General features: G+C 64.8%; 17 protein-coding genes. 7 read left to right on the forward strand and 10 right to left on the reverse strand.

The features are described 5' to 3' along the window. Nucleotides 1–4: 4 nt before the first annotated feature. The 4 genes from ACYQ3G_RS15265 to ACYQ3G_RS15280 all read right to left on the reverse strand — a co-directional run bounded on the left by ACYQ3G_RS15265 (nt 5) and on the right by ACYQ3G_RS15280 (nt 3,476). Complete coding sequence (locus ACYQ3G_RS15265) at nt 5–676, reverse strand: ABC transporter ATP-binding protein (protein ID WP_459827049.1); 672 nt, start codon at nt 674–676, stop codon at nt 5–7. An 8-nt stretch (nt 677–684) separates the two neighbouring features. Then, nucleotides 685–1,848, reverse strand: a complete 1,164-nt coding sequence (locus ACYQ3G_RS15270; protein ID WP_459827051.1) for an ABC transporter permease — start codon at nt 1,846–1,848, stop codon at nt 685–687. Then, nucleotides 1,845–2,294, reverse strand: a complete 450-nt coding sequence (locus ACYQ3G_RS15275; RefSeq protein ID WP_459827053.1) for a Fe-S-containing protein — start codon at nt 2,292–2,294, stop codon at nt 1,845–1,847. Before ACYQ3G_RS15275 ends, ACYQ3G_RS15270 begins: the two co-directional genes overlap by 4 nt. A gap of 249 nt (nt 2,295–2,543) precedes the next feature. Beyond that, the gene (locus ACYQ3G_RS15280; protein ID WP_459827055.1) at nt 2,544–3,476 is read right to left on the reverse strand and encodes a putative 2-dehydropantoate 2-reductase; all 933 of its coding nucleotides are present in this window, start codon (nt 3,474–3,476) and stop codon (nt 2,544–2,546) included. Nucleotides 3,477–3,701: 225 nt separating this feature from the next. Here ACYQ3G_RS15280 and ACYQ3G_RS15285 point away from each other — a divergent pair, with 225 nt between their 5' ends. The 3 genes from ACYQ3G_RS15285 (at nt 3,702) to ACYQ3G_RS15295 (ending at nt 5,876) form a co-directional block, all read left to right on the forward strand. Further along, a complete protein-coding gene (locus ACYQ3G_RS15285) occupies nt 3,702–4,166 on the forward strand; it encodes a hypothetical protein (RefSeq protein WP_459827057.1) in 465 nt (154 codons plus the stop codon). Further along, a complete protein-coding gene (locus ACYQ3G_RS15290) occupies nt 4,163–4,885 on the forward strand; it encodes a hypothetical protein (protein WP_459827059.1) in 723 nt (240 codons plus the stop codon). The genes ACYQ3G_RS15285 and ACYQ3G_RS15290 overlap by 4 nt, the downstream gene beginning before the upstream one ends. A 76-nt stretch (nt 4,886–4,961) precedes the next feature. Then, nucleotides 4,962–5,876 (forward strand): AEC family transporter, encoded by a 915-nt coding sequence (locus ACYQ3G_RS15295; protein WP_459827061.1) that lies wholly within the window; start codon nt 4,962–4,964, stop codon nt 5,874–5,876. Between the two features lie 104 nt (nt 5,877–5,980). On the opposite strand, the gene ACYQ3G_RS15300 is transcribed toward ACYQ3G_RS15295, so the two are convergent. Both ACYQ3G_RS15300 and ACYQ3G_RS15305 read right to left on the reverse strand, forming a co-directional pair. After that, entirely contained in the window at nt 5,981–6,553 is a 573-nt protein-coding gene (locus ACYQ3G_RS15300) for a 2-oxoacid:acceptor oxidoreductase family protein (RefSeq protein WP_459827063.1), read from the reverse strand. 10 nt (nt 6,554–6,563) lie between these two features. Beyond that, nucleotides 6,564–8,426: a thiamine pyrophosphate-dependent enzyme gene (locus tag ACYQ3G_RS15305; RefSeq protein ID WP_459827065.1), complete on the reverse strand. Its 1,863-nt coding sequence runs from the start codon at nt 8,424–8,426 to the stop codon at nt 6,564–6,566. A 108-nt stretch (nt 8,427–8,534) separates the two neighbouring features. On the opposite strand from ACYQ3G_RS15305, the gene ACYQ3G_RS15310 reads away from it, so the two are divergent. Together ACYQ3G_RS15310 and ACYQ3G_RS15315 are read left to right on the forward strand one after the other, a co-directional pair. Then, nucleotides 8,535–8,897, forward strand: a complete 363-nt coding sequence (locus ACYQ3G_RS15310) for a carboxymuconolactone decarboxylase family protein (protein WP_459827067.1) — start codon at nt 8,535–8,537, stop codon at nt 8,895–8,897. Nucleotides 8,898–9,139: 242 nt separating this feature from the next. Next, nucleotides 9,140–10,450, forward strand: coding sequence for an ATP-binding protein (locus tag ACYQ3G_RS15315; RefSeq protein WP_459827069.1), 1,311 nt, complete (start codon nt 9,140–9,142; stop codon nt 10,448–10,450). A 199-nt stretch (nt 10,451–10,649) separates the two neighbouring features. Here ACYQ3G_RS15315 and nspC read toward each other — a convergent pair whose 3' ends face one another. The 3 genes from nspC to speA are packed head-to-tail and all read right to left on the reverse strand — an operon-like array spanning nt 10,650 to nt 15,009. Further along, the gene (nspC, locus tag ACYQ3G_RS15320) at nt 10,650–11,819 is read right to left on the reverse strand and encodes a carboxynorspermidine decarboxylase (protein ID WP_459827071.1); all 1,170 of its coding nucleotides are present in this window, start codon (nt 11,817–11,819) and stop codon (nt 10,650–10,652) included. Beyond that, nucleotides 11,819–13,009 carry a saccharopine dehydrogenase family protein gene (locus tag ACYQ3G_RS15325; protein WP_459827073.1) on the reverse strand — a complete coding sequence of 397 codons (1,191 nt, stop codon included), beginning with the start codon at nt 13,007–13,009 and terminating at the stop codon, nt 11,819–11,821. Before ACYQ3G_RS15325 ends, nspC begins: the two co-directional genes overlap by 1 nt. A 32-nt stretch (nt 13,010–13,041) precedes the next feature. Next, on the reverse strand, nt 13,042–15,009 hold the full coding sequence (gene speA / locus ACYQ3G_RS15330; RefSeq protein ID WP_459827075.1) for a biosynthetic arginine decarboxylase: 1,968 nt from the start codon (nt 15,007–15,009) through the stop codon (nt 13,042–13,044). Nucleotides 15,010–15,212: 203 nt separating this feature from the next. Here speA and ACYQ3G_RS15335 point away from each other — a divergent pair, with 203 nt between their 5' ends. Beyond that, on the forward strand, nt 15,213–15,773 hold the full coding sequence (locus ACYQ3G_RS15335) for a manganese efflux pump MntP (protein ID WP_459827077.1): 561 nt from the start codon (nt 15,213–15,215) through the stop codon (nt 15,771–15,773). 9 nt (nt 15,774–15,782) lie between these two features. On the opposite strand, the gene ACYQ3G_RS15340 is transcribed toward ACYQ3G_RS15335, so the two are convergent. Beyond that, nucleotides 15,783–16,376, reverse strand: a complete 594-nt coding sequence (locus ACYQ3G_RS15340; RefSeq protein ID WP_459827079.1) for a hypothetical protein — start codon at nt 16,374–16,376, stop codon at nt 15,783–15,785. Nucleotides 16,377–16,530: 154 nt separating this feature from the next. Here ACYQ3G_RS15340 and ACYQ3G_RS15345 point away from each other — a divergent pair, with 154 nt between their 5' ends. Next, nucleotides 16,531–18,474: an aldehyde ferredoxin oxidoreductase family protein gene (locus ACYQ3G_RS15345; protein WP_459827081.1), complete on the forward strand. Its 1,944-nt coding sequence runs from the start codon at nt 16,531–16,533 to the stop codon at nt 18,472–18,474. Nucleotides 18,475–18,549 lie beyond the last annotated feature (75 nt).

Raw genomic sequence — 18,549 nt, forward strand, 5'->3', positions numbered from 1 at the left:
CCGTTCACGCCTCTGCGAGCACGACCCCGTCGGCCATGCGCACCACCCTGTCGGCGCGGCGGGCGTAGGATTCGTCGTGGGTGACCATGACGATGGACAGGCCGTCCCGCTTCAGGTCCGCCAGCAGCGACATGACTGACTCCCCCGTGGTCTTGTCCAGATTGCCGGTGGGCTCGTCGGCGAAGAGGATCTTCGAGTCCTTGACCAGGGCGCGGGCGATGGCCACGCGCTGCTGCTCGCCGCCGGACAGGTGTCCGGGCAGCTTGCATCCCTTGTCCGCCAGGCCCACGCGGGCCAGGCACTCGTCCGCCCTGGCCCGTTCATGGCCGCCCACGCGGCCCAGACCCGTCATGAAGGGCAGCAGCACGTTCTCGCGGGCCGTCAGGTACGGCAGCAGGTAGTGGAACTGGAAAACCACGGCGAAGTCGCGGTTGCGCAGCCTGTTCAGACGCTCGGGGGAGAAGGCGGTCACGTTCTCGCCGCCGTAGAGAATCTCTCCGCCGTCGGGAGTCAGCAGGGTCGAGAGGACGTTCAGAAACGTCGTCTTGCCGGAGCCCGAGCGCCCGACGATGCTGACGAACTCCCCTGCCCCGACGGTCAGGCTGACGCCCCGCAGGGCCGGGGTGGCGACCCCTTCGGAGGTGAAGATCTTGGTGATGTCTTTGGCTTCAAGCATTGCGTGCCTCACAGGGAGATGAGCGCCGTGGACGGCTCGATGGAAGCGGCCTTCCACGACGGGAAGAAGGCGGCCAGGACGGAGACGCCGACGATGAGCGCGCACGTCAGCACGAGATGCCCGGGGTGCATGGCAGCCTCGGCCTCCTGGGCCATGCCCAGGAGATCCAGAACCTCGACGCTCAGGAAAAATCCACCGAAATACCCGACGACCCCGGCCGCCAGGCCGATGAGCACCGCCTCGAAACAGAACACGCCGAAGATCCCGGCGCGGGAAAAGCCCAGGGAGCGCAGCAGGCCTATTTCGCGGACCCGCTCGTTGACCGAGGAGAGCATGGTCGCGCCGACCATGCAGCAGGCAATGAGGAGGATGACCAGGCTGACGGTCAGGATCAGGTGCTCGACGAAGTGGACCGAGTACATGCGCTGCTTGACGATGGACTGCATGGCCTGGATGTCCGTGTCGGGGAGCTTTTCCTCCAGCTGGCGCACGATGTCCTCGATGGGGCAGCCCGCGCACAGGGCGGCCACCTCGACAAAGCTGACCTTGCCCTCCTGCCCGAAGGCCGCCTGGGCGAAACCCAGGTCCGCGAACATGACGGAGTCGTCGTCGCTGCCCGTGGGGTCGAGGATGCCGGAGACCACCGCCGGCCGCCCGGCCAAATCGAACCCGTCCCCGACCTTCAGGCCGAGCCGGGCCGCGGCCTTGGAGCCGGCCAGGACGCCGTTCTCCGCGGCCGGAAAATCGCCCTGCATGGACCAGTAGCCCTTGAGGACCTTCTCACGCTCGAAGCGAACCCCGACCACGCCCACGGCCACATCGCCGACCCTGGCCATGGACACGAGCTTGGGCGCCACGACGCTGATGCGGTCGCGGTAGCCGATGGACAGGATGCGCTCCTCCGCGTCGGTCTCGCGCAGATCCGTCATGCCCATGAGCATGTCGCCCATGGAAAACCCGCCGTAGCTCACGGTCAGCTTCTCGCTCCTGGGCGAGACCAGGATGTTGGCGCCGAAGGCCGTCAGCTTCTTTTCGAGGGAATGGCCCACTTCCCGCGAGACGTAGTTGAGGGAGACGATGGCCACCACGCTCAGGGCGAACACCGTGAACAGAAGCGACGTCTTGAGCCACTTCTTTCGCATGGTCCGCAGGGGGATGGTCAGGATGTTCACTTGAAGAACTCCGCGCCGGCTGCCAAGTCGGCCACGGAAATGACGATATCGCCGCCCTCGACCCGGTGCGCAAGCGGCGCGGGGTTGCAGCCGCCCTTGACGTCGCCGATGCGGGAGGCGTGGAAGCGCATGCCGCAATTGTTGCAGATCACGAACTCCTTGTCCTGGGTGTAGCCCTTCTTGGCGTGGTAGCAAACGTCGCAGGCGTCGAAGGCGGCCCGCAGCCTGTCTCCGCTCTCGATCAGAAAGAACTTCAGCTCCGGCCCGTCTCCCGCGAAGCGGAAATGGTGGACCTTGCCGTCGGAGACCTCGGATGCCGGGATCCTGACGACGCCGTTCTCGGCCTGCACGTCCTTGGGCCCGGAAAACATGTCGAGAAAGGCGAAGGCCTGGGTAGCGGCCAGAGACATCAGGACAGCGAGAAACACGGCGCGAACGGTTTTCATGATCATCCCCCGAAAAATTCGTATTAATATGATCTGAATTTGAAAGCACGAAGCGTACCAACGAAAAATCGAATCATTCCAGTGGATGGACAGCACGAAATGCAGAACCTGGCACATGTGCGCGTAGCGGCATCAATCCTTTTGCACATGTGCAGGCCAGTCGCGACGCGAGGGCAGGCAGGCCCGCTCGGAGCGGGAAAACCCGGAGGCGCGGGGCCTCCGGGGGGACAGTCCGTATGAAGGGCGAATTCAGGCTGAGCGCAGGCGCTCGTCGAGAAAGAGCAGCTGAAGGTAGATGGTCCGCACCGCGGGCAGGTCCACGCCACGCTCGGCGGCGGTGCGCAGGGGCTCGCCGTAGATGGCCTCGGCCTCCAGGGGACGGCGGTTCTCGGCGTCGAGCATCATGCTCGGCTTGTAGGGGGCCATTCTGTCCGTGGAATCGAGGATGTCGCCGATGAAGGATTCGGGAATGTCGCGGCCCATGGACAGGGCGCCGGCCCGGACTTCGACCATCAGGTCGCGAGCCAGCCGGCGCGTGGCCGGACAGCTGACGATGAGGTCCGTGGTGGCGCCGAGCAGGGCGCACGGGCCGTTGAAGGCGATGTTCCAGAACAGCTTGCGCCATCGCGTCAGGATCAGGTCGTCGCATTTCTCCACCGGGATCCCCGCACCCTCGAAAAGCGTGGCGGCCCGTTCCAGTTCGGGCGTGACCCCGGCCGGGCGGTCGCCGCAAAGATAGTGGCCCAGGGTCACCTTGCCGTAATCGAGATGCGCGACGTGGCCTGGCCCGACCTTGTTGCAGCATACGAAGCACAGGCAGCCGATGACCGTCACACCCAGGCCCAAACGGTCGATGGCCCGCTCGCCGTTCAGGCCGTTCTGCATCAGCACCACGACACTCCCCGGGCCGCAGACCGGGGGCAGGAGCTTTTCCAGCAGATGGTTGGTGGTCGTCTTGGTGGCCACGAGGACGACGTCGCAGCGCGGCATGTCCTCGACGCGCCCGTAGGCGTTGACCTGCGGGAAGAACATGTCGCCGCGCACGGAATCCACGCGCAGGCCGTTGTCACGGACGTGTCCGTAGTCCGAGTGGAACAGGAAATGGACCTCATGCCCGGCACTCAGCAGCCGGGCCCCGTAGTAGGTGCCGATGGCGCCGGAACCGATGACGGCGATCTTCATGGATGCATCCTTGGGAATTTTTGTGGCGTCGGCCCCGCCGGTCCGGATTTCGGACCACCTGCGCGGTCTGGACCGGTACGGAAAACCGAAATGCTTCCGGGAGGCGGTTACGTCTCGCACGAGCGGCGCCCTGTCAAGAACGCCCTCTCGGCCGGCCAGCCCATTTCCCCTTGAACCGTCGCCGCCTCCCGCGCTATTCGTCCACGCACGAAACAAGGAGCGAACATGGACACCGCCGCATACAGAACGCACATCGACGCCTTCCAAAACCTCATGGACGCCAGCGCTCACCTGGCCGACATCCGCCTGACCGAAGACACATGGACCCTCAAGGAGATGGTCACCCATCTCGTGGACTCCGCCGCCAACAACCACCAGCGCTTCGTGCGCCTGCAGCTCGAGCCCGTCCTCGTCTTCCCCAAGTACGACGCCGAAGAGTGGCGGAATGTGACCGGCATCGGCCCCTTCGGCTACGCCGACGTGCTGGCCCTGTGGAAAAGCTACAACCTGTTCCTGCTGCACCTCATCGAAAGCGTGAACCCGGCCGCCCTGCATCATGTCTGGAGACGCGAGGACGGTGACATCACCCTGGAGGCGCTGATCCGCGACTATTTCGTGCACATGGAGTTGCACCGGAAGCTGTTCGCCGAGCGCGCCGCCGAAATCCGGGCCGTGAAAGGAAAGGCATGAGTCACGCCGCACGGGGCGAAATCCCGGACCGCGCGAAGGAAAGGACAGCGCAGCGCCCCAACCTGGTCCTGATCCTCGGCACCGACGCCTCGGGCAAGGATCACGTGGCCCAGCTGGTGATGGCGCATCTGCAGGAGGCCGGCGTATTCGTGGAGAAGCGACGCGGCTGGCTCTCGGCCCCGGCCTGCGCGGCCGAGTCCTCGGAGCACAAGGGGCCCGTGCGCCTGTTCGCCGAGAGGCTTTTCCTGCGCATCTATCCCCTCATCGCCTGGGCGCTGCCGACGACGCTGTCCCTGTGCATCCTGGCGGACGTCCTGGCCTACCGGCTCCTGCGCCGCAAGCCGGTCATGGTCGTCAGCCACACGGCCCTGCGCCTGCTGGCCTTCCACATGGGGCACGACGAGTCCTTCCGCATGCCCACCCTCCTCCGCGGAGCCCTGGCATCCCTGCGCGGCCAGGGGTTGCAGACCCTGTTCGTGACCACGGAGCGCGACATCCGCATCCGGCGCATCGACGACCGCATCCGGCGGGACAAGGTCGACCACTTCGACCTCTACATGGCCAGGCGGCCCCGTCACGGGGAGCGCGTAACGGACGCCCTGGAACGCATCGCCGCGGACTTTCTGCACGCGCACACGGTCCGCAACGATGCCCATGGGGACGAGCACATCGCCGCCGCACTGCACGAAATCTGGCCGGAGCTTCGCGCACGGTCCTGAGGCGCGAAAACGGGCGGCAGGCCCGCTGGACAGCCGCCAACCATGGGTCTAGTGTTCGCCGCTACGGAGGTGCGCGGTGAACGTTCTTCAAACCATCCTGCCGATTTTCCTGCTCATTTTGACCGGCTTCATGCTGCGCAGGGCCTCCTTCCCGAGCCTGGAGTTCTGGCCCCAGGCCGAACGCCTGACCTACTACGTACTCTTCCCGGCCCTGCTTATCGACAAGCTGACCTCCATGCAAACCGGGCAGCATCCCCTGCTGGCCATGGCCGCGAGCCTCGTCGCCGCCATATGCGTCATCGCCGCGGCGCTCATGGCCGCCCGGCCCCGGCTGCAGAACGACGGCCCGGCCTTCACCTCCATTTTCCAGGGGGCCATCAGGCCCAACACCTACGTCGGCCTTTCGGCCGTGGGCGGCCTTTTCGGGGACGAAGGGCTGTCCCTCTCCGCCGTGGCCCTGATGACCGTCATCCCCACCGTCAACGTGCTCTGCGTGCTGGTCCTGACCCGCCACGGGCGAAACACCCAGGCGCGCGGCCTGCGCGACACCTTGGTGCAGCTCGGCCGCAACCCGCTCATTCTGGCCTGCGCCGCAGGCTTCGCCCTGCACGGGACGGGCGTCACGCTGCCGTCCATGCTGCAGGAAGGGCTGCACATCCTCGGCAACGCCTCCCTGCCCCTGGGCCTGCTGGCCGTGGGCGCGGGGCTGTCCTTCTCCGCCGCCCTGGACGGCTGGAAGGACATCATCTCCAGTTCGTTCTGCAAACTGCTGGCCCTGCCCCTGCTGGCCTTCGCCGCAGGCAGGGCGCTGGGCCTTTCGGGCACGCCCATGGGCGTCTGCCTGATCTTCACCGCCGTGCCGGTCTCGGTCTCGTCCTACATCCTGGCCCGGGTCCTGGGCGGCGACCACGACCGCATGGCCGCCATCATCACCGTGCAGACCATGCTGGCCATCGTCTCCATGCCGCTGCTGCTGGGTCTGCTGCTCTGAGGCCGGCCCGGCCTCAAACTGCCTCCCAAAAAACAATAACGCGGGAACCCGACCGTCCGTCGGGCCCCCGCGTCAAGCCGCATCCGCTCACCCACGCCGCGACGTTACCCCGCGGCCCTGAACAGCCCCAGGTTCGCTTCCAGGGCAGCCCCCTTCAGCAGGTCGTCCATGGCCCTCTCGTAGTGTTCCGCCGCCACGCCGGGGATCAGGCCCAGCTTGTTCACGGCCGAGAGCACGGCGACGTTCTGCATGCGCGGATCCTTGATGTCCAGGCGCGTCACGGCATGGACCGTGATGGAGCGTGCGGCCGCCGCACGGGCGACGTCATCCTCGTTCACCTCTGCGGCCGTTCCGAGGCGCACGGGCAGGGGCTGCAGCACCGTGTCGTAGTAGACCAGGGTTCCGCCGTCGCGCAGGACCGTCTGCATGGCGCGCAGTGCCTCGTGCCGCTCCAGGCCCACGACGAGGTCCGCCTCCCCTGCGGGGATGATGGGACTGTGGGCAGCCTTGCCGAGTCGGATCTGCGAAACGACGATGCCGCCGCGCTGGGCCAGACCGTGGGTGTCGACGGCCTTGGCCACGTGGCCGGCGTGGTCCGCGGCACGCAGGATGATCTCGCTCAAAAGGCCGATGCCCTGCCCGCCGACGCCGCAAAGATGGATATTGAATATGGTCATGTGACGCTCCTTAGCGGGTGATGGCCTTGCTGGGACATGTCTGCATGCACGAGCCGTCGCCGATGCACAGCTCCGGGTTCACGGTCACGGCCCCGTCTGCAGCACGGGTGAAGCTCGGGCAGGCGAAGTCCTGCACGCAGACGTGGGAGCGGGTGCAGAGTTCCTGGTCGATGGTCACGTGGCGATCCACGTATCCGCTCTTGCGGCGCTGGTTGCGGGTGAAGAGCAGCATGCAGGGGTGACGGGCGATGACCACGCTGAAGGCGTCCACGTCCAGTGCCTGGCGCATGAGATCCGTCAGTTCGGTCTGCTTGTAGGTGTCTGTCTCGAATATGTGCGTGACCCCGAGTCCTTCGAGGACCTGCCGCACCGGGATGGCGTCGGTCGGCTCGTTGAAGTTGCGCCCGGACCCGGCGTGGTCCTGGTGCCCGGTCATGGCCGTGGTGCCGTTCTCCATGAGCACCAGGGTCAGGTTGTGCCGGTTGAAGAGCGCGTTGACAATGCCCGGCAGTCCGGCGTGGAAGAAAGTCGAGTCGCCCAGGAAGGCCACCACCTTGCGCGTGTCGTTGAACAGAGTCAGCCCCGCCCCCATGCTCGTGGACGCGCCCATGCACAGCAGAATCTCGCCCATGCGGTAGGGCTCCATGAAGCCTAGGGTATGGCAGCCGATGTCGGCCACGGTGATGGCGCCTTCGGGCAGGGCCTTCTTTATGGCGTGGAAGGCGCTGCGGTGGCCGCAGCCCGGACACATCTGGGCCGGACGGGCGGGAACGGGGGCCAGGGGCTCGGCCGCCGCCCTGCGGGCTGGGATCATGTCGGGCCAGGTGCGGTGCAGGATGTCCCGGACCTTGTCCGCCGTGTACTCGCCCACCCAGTCCTCGTCGTCGGCCTTGCCCATGACCCGGGCGGCGAGGCCACGGTCGTAGGCCAGGGCCTTGATGTCCTTCTCCAGGGTGTCGTCCAACTCCTCCAGCACCTTGACCTCGGCGTGGCTCTGCAGAAAGTCGGCGACGGCGCGCGACGGCATGGGATACGGCATGGCCAGCTTGAGCACGTCGGGCCGGCTCGGGAGGCCCTCCAGGACGTCGGCCACGGACAGGGCGACCATGCCCGAAAGGATGATGCCGCGCGGGCTCCCATCGCCCGTGACCGTGTGCAGGCCGCGCTCGTTCACCCAGCGCTCGGCCTTCCTGAGGTTTTCCAGGGCAGTGCGCTTCTTGGGGAAGACGGCGGCCGTGAGGGGGATGTACGGGCCGTTGGCCGCGTCGAAGCGCGGGTTGTTCTCGAAGGCTTGCGGCTCCCAACCGGCGAAGGCGACCTTCTCCTTGGCGTGGCAGACGTGGGTTGTCAGGCGCAGGATGACCGGGCGGCACAGGCTGCGGGCCAAGGCCGCGGCCTCCTTGTAGTAGGCGTAGACCTCGGCCGGGTTGGCCGGCTCCAGGAGCGGCGTGTAGCTCATGGCCGCGTAGTGGCGATTGTCCTGTTCGTTCTGGGAGGAGTTGGCGCCGGGGTCGTCGCCGAGCACGACGACCATGCCGCCGATGAGGTTCAAAAGCGACAGCTGCACGAAGGCGTCGGCGGCCACATTGAGCCCCACACTCTTGAAAAAGACCGTCGACAGGTAGCCGTTCAGGGATGCGCCGAGCGCAACCTCCGTGGCCACCTTCTCGTTGGTCGAGAACTCGAAATAAAAAGGCCGCCTCTCCGGCGCGATGGACTGGATCGCCGTGGCGATCTCCGGTGTCGGCGAACCGGGGTAGGACGTGACCACGCGCGTCCCGGACTCGACCATGGCCCGCACCAGGGCCGTGTTGCCCATGACGATCTCCGAAAACGGCGCCCGGGTCAGGAGCATTTCACCCATGTACTTCATGTGCTTCCTCGCTGTAGGGAGGTTTCGGACCCCCGAAAACGGAAATCCTGACATTCGTACCGCCTACCCCACACGGAAGCGGGAGGCAATGACCCCACGGAGGAAACCATGTCCGACCTGAGCTTCATGAAGATCGAGCAGAGCATCAAGGACCGCAAGCGCCTGCACCTGACCTTCCTCAAGAACGTCAAGACCTACTCCCCCTTCCTGGAACTGGAGGAAAAGGCCTTCGCCGACGGCGCCCTGGACCGGAAGACCAAGGAACTCATGGCCCTGTCCATCTCCCTCGTCACCAAGTGCGAGCCGTGCATGGAATGGCACCTGGACCAGGCCATGCAGCACGGCGCCACGGACCAGGAGATCTACGAAACCATCGACGTGGCCATCGAAATGGGCGGCGGCCAGGCCGGGGCCTACGCGCGCTTCGTGCTCAAGGCCATGGAGTATTTCAAGGGAAGGCGGGAGGAATGAGCGGGCCAGACCATCGGAATCCAGAACCCAAGATTTCAGCGCATAAAAGGAGACAAGTTTGACCCCACACCGTCTCGTTAAACTTTGAAATTTCAAAAATCTAATTGTCTAAATTATTAAATTTATATCGATATCCATACATTAAAACTGACACATGGACGAACATCAACTTGCACCTGGACGAGCATAAATTTTCAATTAGACGAACATAAACTTGCAATTGGACGAACAACGATCTACATATGGACGCCATGGAACCGACAGACCTCTACCCACGTTTCATCCGTCCACGCCTGTTGGAAGCGCTCGCCGATGCTCCGGTCGTCCTCATCCATGGCCCCCGCCAGTGCGGCAAGACGACATTAGCCCGTCAGGCGGGCGAGACCGTGGGCTTCGACTATATCAGCTTTGATGACGACGTGCAGCGCGCCGCCGCACAGAGTGATCCTGTGGGATATGTCGCAGACCTTTCGGCACGGGTTATCCTGGATGAAATTCAGCGGGTGCCGGAACTGTTCACGGCGCTCAAAGCGGCCGTGGACGCCCGCCGGGAGCCCGGCCGTTTCATCCTGACCGGCTCGGCCAACGTTCTCCTGATTCCCCGCCTGGCGGATTCGCTGGCCGGAAGGATGGAGATACTCAGACTCCACCCGCTGGCCCAGGCGGAACTCTCCGGGAAGAACCCGGAATTCCTGACCGCGTTGCTGCAAGGACGATTCAAGGCAGGCATCACAGGCCGGCGTCTGGGCCGGGATCTGGCCGAACGCGTGGCCGCAGGGGGCTATCCGCCCGCCTTGAAGCGAACTGCGGCCAAACGCAGAGCCGTCTGGTACCGCGATTACGCCGAAACCCTGGTCCAGCGGGACATCCGCGATCTGGCCCGCATCAGCCAGATGGACGCCCTGCCCCGCCTGCTGACACTGGCGGCCGGACAGACGGCCCGCCTGCTTAACGTGTCCGACCTGTCTGCGCCCTTCCAGGTCACCCGCCCCACCATCCGCGAATATGTGACCCTGTTGTCACGGATTTTCCTGCTGGAGGAACTGCCCCCCTGGCACAGCAATCGGCTCAGCCGGCTCATCAAAACTCCGAAACTGCACCTCGGAGACACGGGCCTGGCCTGCGCCCTGCTCGGCCTGGACGCCGACGCCCTCTGGAACGACCGCGCCGTGTTTGGCCAGGTCCTGGAAACCTTCATCTATCAGGAACTGAGGCGCCAGGCCGGCTGGCTGGATGACGCAATCTCGTTCAGCCATTTCCGGGACAAGGACAAGACGGAAGTGGATATTGTGCTGGAATGCGGCGGACGGATCGCAGGGGTCGAGGTCAAGGCGTCATCGACCGTGACCGCCAACGATTTCAAAGGACTGCGCAAACTCCAGCAGGCCGTTGAAAACCGCTTCGCGGCCGGGATCATAATGTACGACGGCGAGGCCGTCGTTCCTTTCGGGAATCAGCTTTATGCCGTGCCGATCTGCTGCTTGTGGGAAACTACGCGGTCATCGCCATCGCAGAAACAAATTGACGGAGCACCCGAAGATATTTCGAGATAATTACCCGATATAAAAACAATAATAGCGCTACGATATTTTTACTCAATGGAACGGGCAAAAATACTCAGCCATTGAGTAAAGTTACTGCTATGGATATATTTTCTTATCTCATAAGCGGTTACGCTCTGAATCGTTCATAATAAAAGCGGGAGCCCGGATGATCCGGACTCCCGCTTTTTTGCATCTTTCCCAAAAACCTTCAGGACAACCGGCCCTTGAAATCCTCGTAGCCGAAGCTCCGCACGACCCGCATGGAGTCGTTCTCGGGTTCGAAGACCGCGATGCTTGGCAGTTGGATGCCGTTGAAGGTGTTGGTCTTGACCATGGAGTAGTGGGCCATGTCCGTGAAGACCAGGCGGTCGCCGGGGACCAGCGGCCGGTCGAAGGAGTACTCGCCGGCCACGTCGCCGGCCAGGCAGGATTGGCCGCCCAGGCGGCAGGTCCAGGGTTTTTCGCCGGGCAGGCCGGAACCGACGATATGCGGGCGGTACGGCATTTCGAGCACGTCGGGCATGTGCGCCGGGACCGAGGTGTCGAGGATGACGATGGGCATGTCGGCGTCGGTCACGTCGAGGACGGTCGAAACCAGATAACCCGTGTTCAGGGCCACGGCCTCGCCCGGCTCCAGATAGACCTGCACGCCGTGGCGCGCCTTGAACTCACTGATGAGTCGGCACAACAGGTCCAAGTCGTAGTCGGGGCGGGTGATGTGATGGCCGCCACCGAAGTTGACGTACCGCATGCGCGAAAAGAACTCGCCAAAACCCTTCTCGGCGGCGGCAATGGTCCGCTCCAGGCAGTCGGAGTTCTGCTCGCACAGGTTGTGCCAGTGCAGGCCCGTCACCCCGTCCAGCAGGTCGGGGCGGAAGTCCTTGCGCCGCACTCCAAGGCGCGAGCCCGGCGAGCACGGATCGTAGATGGGCACCGCACCTTCCGAATGCTCGGGATTGATGCGCACGCCAAGCTCGATCTCGCGTCCCAGACGCGCCGCCTCGGTGGCGATCAGCCCCCGGAATTTTTCCAGCTGTCCGAAGGAATTGAAGACGATGTGGTCGGCTGTCGTGCACAGGTCGAAGATGTCGGCCTGGGAAAAGCCCGCCGCGAAGGCGTGCACCTCGCGCCTGAACTCTTCCCGCCCGAGCCTGGCCTCGTGCGGTGAACTTGCGCAGACGCCGTCGAGCACCTGCCGCAGGACCGGGAAGACGCTCCACATGGCGAAGCCCTTGAGGGCCAGCAGGATCTTGCAGCCCGTGCGCTCCTTGACTCCGGCCAGCACATCCAGGTTGCGGCGGATGAGGCCCAGATCGACCACGAAGGACGGCGTGGCGACTTGGTGCGTGTCGAAGCGGTACGCGGTACGCCCGTCCATCACAGGTCGACCACCACCCAGGGCAGGCCGTGGATGTTGAGCTTCTCCATGAACGGATCCGGGTCGAGCTGCTCCATGTTGAAGACGCCTGTGCCGCGCCATTTGCCGGTCAGCATCATCATGGCCCCGATCATGGCCGGCACGCCCGTGGTGTAGGAGATGGCCTGGGAGCCGACCTCGCGGTAGGCCTCCTCGTGGCTACAGATGTTGTAGATGTAGGCCTTGCGCTCCTTGCCGTCCTTCACGCCCTTCATGACGCAGCCGATGCAGGTCCGCCCCTTGGTCAGGGGCCCCAGGGAGCCCGGCTCGGGCAGCACGGCCTTCAGGAACTGCAGGGGCACGATCTTCTGGCCCTTGTAGTCCACGGGCTCGATGGAGGTCATGCCGATGCCTTCAAGCACCTTCAGGTGGTTGAGATAGTTTTGGGAGAAGGTCATCCAGAAGCGGGCGCGCTTGAGGCCCCGGATGTTCTGCACCAGGGATTCGAGCTCCTCGTGATACATGAGGTAGCAGTCCTTGGGGCCGATGCCCTCGGGAAAGTCGTAGCTCATGCGCCAGGACAGGGGATCGGTCTCGACCCACTCGCCCCGCTCCCAGTAGCGGCCGCGCTGGGTGATCTCGCGGATGTTGATCTCGGGGTTGAAATTGGTGGCGAAGGGCTGGCCGTGGTCGCCGGCGTTGCAGTCGATGATGTCGAGCTCGTGGATCTCGTCGAAGAGGTGCTTCTGGGCGTAGGCGCAGTAGACGTTGGTCACGCCGGGGTCGAAGCCCGAGCCCAGCAGGGCCATGAGCCCCTTCTCCTTGAAGCGCTCCTGGTAGGCCCACTGCCACTTGTATTCGAACTTGGCCTCGTCGAGGGGCTCGTAGTTGGCCGTGTCGAGGTAGTCCACGCCGGTTTCGAGGCAGGCGTCCATGAGGGCCAGATCCTGATAGGGCAGGGCCACGTTCAGGACCAGCTTGGGCTGAAACTTTTTGATGAGGGCCACGGTCTCGGTCACGTTGTCGGCGTCGAGGGCCGCGGTCTGGATGGTGCGTCCGGTCCTCTCCTTCACCGACGCGGCGATGGCGTCGCACTTGGACTTGGTCCGGCTGGCCAGCATGATCTCGCTGAAGACTTCGGGCGCCTGGGCGCACTTGTGGGCCACCACATGGCCGACGCCGCCGGCGCCGATGATGAGCACTTTGGACATGGCGATCCTCCTTCAATAAGGCATGGTTCGAATTACACGCCGGCCGTGGGGCCGCTCGCGCACACATCGGGATTGTCGCAATCCCGGCCCTCGTTCAGATAGGTGTAGCCGCGCAGGCCGCGCTCGTAGGCGCGCATGATCATGAAGCGCTCCTGGGGGCTGATCTTGCCCTCGCGGACGCCCTGCTCGGCCACCTTGCGGAAGTTCTCCAGGACCTGTTTGGGTTCGAACTCGACGTAGGACAGCACGTCGGCCACGCTGTCGCCCTCGAGCTCGCGGATGAAATCGTAGGTGCCGTCCTCGTTGATGCGCACGCTGACGACGTTGGTGTCGCCGAAGAGGTTGTGCAGGTCGCCCAGGGTCTCCTGGTAGGCGCCGACCAGGAACGCGCCCAGATGGTAGGGCTCGCAGGGCTTGACCGAGTGCAGCTCCAGCACGCGCTTGACGCCGTGGATGTCGATGAAGCTGTCGAGCTTGCCGTCGCTGTCGCAGGTGATGTCGGCCAGGATGGCCTGCTCCGTGGGCAGTTCGTCGAGCCGGTGCACGGGCATGATGGGGAAGAGGTGGCCGATGGCCCAGGCGTCGGGCAGGGACTGGAACACGCTCATGTTGCAGTAGTAGATGCTGGCCAGGGCCAGGTCCACGTCCTTCAGGGCCGAGGGCGGGTTCTTCATCTCGGGCAGCTTCTCGGCGATGGCGCGGATCACGGCCCAGAAAATGGTGTCGGACAGGGCGCGCTGGCGCAGGCTGCACTGGCCCAGACGGAAGAGCTGCCGGATCTGGTCGCGGTAGTAGATGGCGTCGTTGTAGCACTCCTGCAGGTTTTTGAGCGACAGGGAGTTGTAGACCTCAAGGAGGTTGTGCACGGCCTCGGGGTCGTCCTCGTCCAGGGTCTGGGGCACGGGGCGGTTCTCCAGGAGGCTCACGTCCAGCACGTTGAAGAGCAGCACCGAGTAATAGGCCACGGTGGCGCGGCCGGACTCGGTGATGATGTTCGGGTGGGGCAGGTCGTGCTCGTCCACTGTGGCCATGACGGACTCGACGATGTCCGTGCAGTACTCCTCCAGGGTGTAGTTGCGGCTGCTGGCGTAGTTGGTGTGGGAGCCGTCGTAGTCCACGGCCAGGCCGCCGCCGAGGTCCAGAAAGCCCATGGCGCAGCCTTCCTTGGCCAGCTCGGCGTACATGCGCGCGGCCTCGTGCACCGCGGTGCGGATGTCGCGGATGTTGGGGATCTGGGAGCCCAGGTGGAAATGCAGCAACTGCACGCAGTCGAGCATGTCGCGGGAGCGCATGAGGTCGAGCACATCCACGACCTCGGCCGTGGACAGGCCGAAGATGGACAGGTCGCCGGCCGACTCAGCCCAGTGGCCGCCGGCCTGGGTCGAGACCTTGATGCGCACGCCGATACGCGGCTTGATGCCGAGAATCCTGGCGCGGTCAAGGATAAGGGGCAGTTCGCTCGGCATCTCCAGGACCAGGAAGCAGAGGAAGCCCATCTTGCCGGCGTAGAGGGCCAGGTCGATGTAGTCCTGGTCCTTGTAGCCGTTGCAGACCAGGCAGGCCTTGGGGTTCTTCAGGAAGGACAGGGCCGCGATGAGCTCGGCCTTGCTGCCGACCTCGTAGCCGTGGTTGTAGCGGTCGCCGACCTTGGAAATCTCCTCGAAGACCTGCTGCTGCTGGTTGACCTTCACGGGATAGACGCCGCGGAACTCGGCGCCGTACTGCAGCTCCTTGATGGCCTTGGCGAAGGAGTCGTGCAGCAGGGAAATCTGGGCGTCGAGCAGGTTCTCGATGCGCAGCAGCACCGGCAGCCCCAGGCCGCGTTCCTGCAGGCCGCTGATGATGGACGGGATCGGCACGCAGACGTCCTTTCCCGGGAACGGCGTGATGCCCATCTTTCCGTCGGGCGTGATCCTGAAATAGCCGCCGCCCCAGTTGTCCACGCCGTAGAGCTCCGAAGAGCGTTCAACCGTCCATTTTTCGAGAGTCCGAGATCGCATCGATGTCCTCCGCCTTCATACCATAGAATATGCAGGCCACGGCGAGAACCTGGCCAGCGCACCCCTCTAAACGCGAGGGGTCCCGTCGTCAATAAAACTTGTGCGGGCCCGCAATTTCCGCCGCAAACACGCAAAAAGGTCCTGGCCTTGGGCGCGGGCCTGGGCTATCTGCCTTGTGCCTACTTCATCCCCGGGAGTCCCGCATGTCTTTTCTAGAACTGATGGCCGTGGCAGTGGCCCTGGCCATGGACGCCTTCGCCGTGGCCATCGCCGCCGGCGTGGCCCTCAAGGTCGTCACCCGCCGCCAGACCTTCCGCCTGGCCTGGCACTTCGGCCTGTTCCAGGCCGCCATGCCCGTCATCGGCTGGTTCGGCGGCCTGCTGGTGCGCGACTACTTCCTGCGCTTCGGGCACTGGATCGCCTTTGCCCTGCTCCTCTATATCGGAGGACACATGCTCTGGGAAGGTCTGCACCACGACGAGGACGACACCTGCCAGGACCCGACCGTGGGCTCGCGCCTGATCATGCTGTCCGTGGCCACAAGCATCGACGCCCTGGCCGTGGGCTTCACCCTGGCCATGCTCGCCGTCCCCATCTGGGTCCCCGCGGCCGTCATCGGCGTGGTGGCCTTCGCCTTCACCGCCGCGGGCCTGCACCTGGGCATGCTGCTGGGCTGCCGAACCCGCCTCGGACAGCGCGCGGAAGTGCTCGGCGGACTGGTGCTCCTGGGCATAGGGGTGAAAATTTTGTGGCAGGCGCTTTGACATCCCCACCTACCCCTTTTTGCAGTCGTCGAAGTCCTTCCTGATGTCCCCCAATTCGCGCCGGTAGCCCTCGGCGTCGCCGTAGTCCACGAAGCGGTCGTAGCGCGAGTGGGTGCTCTTCGGCAGACGCGCGTGCCGGATGGGGCACCAGTACTGTTCGGTGCGGCCGGCGATTTCGCGCAGGTAGGCCATGAGGCCGTTGAAGTAGCCGCAGTACATGCAGTTGCACTTCTCCACCCAGTTCAAATACTTGAGCCTGTGCCGGTCCAGCACGATGTAGTCGCTGCGCCTTACCAGCGGGATGCCGTAAACCGGGAAGCAGATCACCTGATACAGCATGACGAACACATCCAGGAACATCGCCGGGATGAGCGCGAACCAGATGATCGGTATGGTCAGAACCTTGAACACGCCGGATTCATAGGCGTAGGCCGTCCAGCGCGTGACCAGGGCGCGGTGCGCCTCCTGCACCTCGCGGCTGAAACGGACCTTCTTCTTCTCGACGGTGTAGCGGAACTCCTCCTGCTTGGCGGCCAGTTCCTGACGCAGCTGCTGCTCCAGTTCGTCCATTCTGGAGCGAATTTCCCTGAACGTGTCTCTCATCGCATCTCCTTTTTGGTGTGCAGACTGGTCTATACGCTCCGGCTCATCCCCACAACCCGCGAAGCGGGACCTTCCAACCACCCGTCCATCTAGGCAGGGCGCCTGCGCTCTGGTATGGTTTCATCGCCGCCAACTTTTTTCCCAGGAGGCCCGCATGAACGGCTGGACCGGAAGGACCATCGACATCGACCTGACCGCCATGATGGTGCGCACTCCCACCCTCGACCGGGAATTGGCCCTCTCCTTTCTCGGGGGACGGGGCCTCAACTCCAAGATTCTCTTCGACCGCGTCCCCCCCGGGATCGATCCCCTCGCCCCGGAAAACGTGTACTGCATCGCCCCCGGTCCCCTGTCCGGCACGATACTGGGCATGACCAGCCGCATGGAGGTCTCCACCCTCTCGCCCTATTCGGGCATCCTGGGCGACGGCAACGCCGGTGAGCGTTTCGCCTCAGTCATGAAACACGCCCGGGCGGACCAGATCATCATCACGGGCCGCGCCGCTTCCCCCCGCTACCTGCTGGTCACGCCGGACTCGGCCGAGCTTCTCGACGCCCGCGACCTCTGGGGCAAGGACACCTGGCAGACCACGGACCTGCTCATGGCCCGGCACGGCGCGAAGGCCTCGGTGGCCTGCATCGGCCAGGCCGGGGAGAACCTGGTCCGTTTCGCCTCGACCATCGTCGACAAGTACGCCTCGGCCGCGCGCGGCAGCGGGGCGGTCCTGGGCTCCAAGAACCTCAAGGCCGTAGTGGTCCTGGGTGACCACCGCGTGCCCCTGGCCGACCCCGAGACCTTCAAGGAACTGGCCAGGCTCGACCGGGAATACTTCGCCCGGGACGATTTCCAGCGCAACGTGGCCAGCCGCTACGGTTCGCATCACGGCGTGGTCAACTGGCGGCCTGGCTTCCAAAACTACAAAAAGTATCTGGAACCGGAAGAGATCCCGCAGCAACTGCGCCCCGAAGCCTGGAAAGAGTTCGAGACCGGCCGCACGGGCTGCGGCAACTGCCCTGTGCGCTGCAAGAACGTCTACGAGATCCCGTCGGGCGCCCGCAAAGGCGAGCACGGCGAGGCCCTGGAGTACGAGTCCATCTTCTGCATGGGCACCAACTGCGGCGTGACGGACCCCGTGGCCATCATGGAGATGAGCAATCTCGGCGACATCTACGGGCTCGACGTCATTCCGCTGGGCAACGCCATGGCCCTGGCCAAGGACCTCTTCGCCCGCGGCATCCTGACCCGCGAACTGACCGGCGGCCTGGACCTGTCCTGGGACAACGTCGCCGACCAGGTGGAACTCGTGCACCTCACGGCCATGCGCGAGGGCTTCGGCAACCTTCTGGCCGAGGGCATGCTGTCCATGGCCAAAATCATCGGGCCCGCGGCCCTGCCCTACTGCTACCATGTCAAGGGCCTCAGCCGCGGCCCCTACCCGGCCGGCCTCTTCGCCCTGGCCCACGCGACGTCCACACGCGGGGCCGACCACCTGCGCGGACGCAGCTGGGCCTACGGCGAGAACGACCCCGCCCTCTACCCCAAGCTGCAGGCCTCGGGCGCCATGCACGCCGACATGGACGACCCGGTGCAGGCCATCATCCTGTCCGAACGGGTCTGCACCCTGGCCGACAGCGTGGGGCGCTGCAAGGGCGCGGTCAACTCCTGGGCCAACGCCCTGCCCCTGGCCTGGAAGGAGCCCCTCTTCGGCGGCCTGGCCCGCCTGCTGACCGCCGCCACGGGCGAACCGTTCGACGAGGACGCGCTCATCCACGCCGCAGACCGCATCTACACCCTGGAAAAGGCCTTCAACGCGCGCCGGGGCATCACGAGGGTCCACGACGCCATCCCCCTGAACCCCGACCTGTTCAGCCCCGAAGACGTGGAACGGGAAAAGGCCAGGCACAACACCATGCTCGATCGCTACTACGCCCTGCTGGGACAGGATCCGGCGACGGGCATCCCCACCCGGGAACGCATGGAGGAACTGGGACTCGGGGCCGAGGCCGCGAGGCTGCACTCCGAAGGTCCCTACCGCCAGTGGGACGGACCGCAGCTCTGGCCCCCGCAGAGCTATCCCCACGGCGGCAGCCGCGCCTGAACGCGCAGCCCGGAGGCGCAGGCCGCCCAAGGGTTTGAAAAATGAACCCATTCTTGCGTCCGGCAGGGGGTAGGT

It is taken from the genome of Desulfomicrobium salsuginis, assembly GCF_054657795.1.

Excerpts from the sequence above, each read along its gene's own strand:
- ACYQ3G_RS15265 (WP_459827049.1), bottom strand. The coding sequence starts at position 676 with ATGCTTGAAGCCAAAGACATCACCAAGATCTTCACCTCCGAAGGGGTC.
- ACYQ3G_RS15275 (WP_459827053.1), bottom strand. The coding sequence starts at position 2,294 with ATGAAAACCGTTCGCGCCGTGTTTCTCGCTGTCCTGATGTCTCTGGCC.
- ACYQ3G_RS15280 (WP_459827055.1), bottom strand. The coding sequence starts at position 3,476 with ATGAAGATCGCCGTCATCGGTTCCGGCGCCATCGGCACCTACTACGGG.
- ACYQ3G_RS15285 (WP_459827057.1), top strand. The coding sequence starts at position 3,702 with ATGGACACCGCCGCATACAGAACGCACATCGACGCCTTCCAAAACCTC.
- ACYQ3G_RS15290 (WP_459827059.1), top strand. The coding sequence starts at position 4,163 with ATGAGTCACGCCGCACGGGGCGAAATCCCGGACCGCGCGAAGGAAAGG.
- ACYQ3G_RS15300 (WP_459827063.1), bottom strand. The coding sequence starts at position 6,553 with ATGACCATATTCAATATCCATCTTTGCGGCGTCGGCGGGCAGGGCATC.
- ACYQ3G_RS15305 (WP_459827065.1), bottom strand. The coding sequence starts at position 8,426 with ATGAAGTACATGGGTGAAATGCTCCTGACCCGGGCGCCGTTTTCGGAG.
- ACYQ3G_RS15310 (WP_459827067.1), top strand. The coding sequence starts at position 8,535 with ATGTCCGACCTGAGCTTCATGAAGATCGAGCAGAGCATCAAGGACCGC.
- ACYQ3G_RS15315 (WP_459827069.1), top strand. The coding sequence starts at position 9,140 with ATGGACGCCATGGAACCGACAGACCTCTACCCACGTTTCATCCGTCCA.
- nspC (WP_459827071.1), bottom strand. The coding sequence starts at position 11,819 with ATGGACGGGCGTACCGCGTACCGCTTCGACACGCACCAAGTCGCCACG.
- ACYQ3G_RS15325 (WP_459827073.1), bottom strand. The coding sequence starts at position 13,009 with ATGTCCAAAGTGCTCATCATCGGCGCCGGCGGCGTCGGCCATGTGGTG.
- speA (WP_459827075.1), bottom strand. The coding sequence starts at position 15,009 with ATGCGATCTCGGACTCTCGAAAAATGGACGGTTGAACGCTCTTCGGAG.
- ACYQ3G_RS15335 (WP_459827077.1), top strand. The coding sequence starts at position 15,213 with ATGTCTTTTCTAGAACTGATGGCCGTGGCAGTGGCCCTGGCCATGGAC.
- ACYQ3G_RS15340 (WP_459827079.1), bottom strand. The coding sequence starts at position 16,376 with ATGAGAGACACGTTCAGGGAAATTCGCTCCAGAATGGACGAACTGGAG.
- ACYQ3G_RS15345 (WP_459827081.1), top strand. The coding sequence starts at position 16,531 with ATGAACGGCTGGACCGGAAGGACCATCGACATCGACCTGACCGCCATG.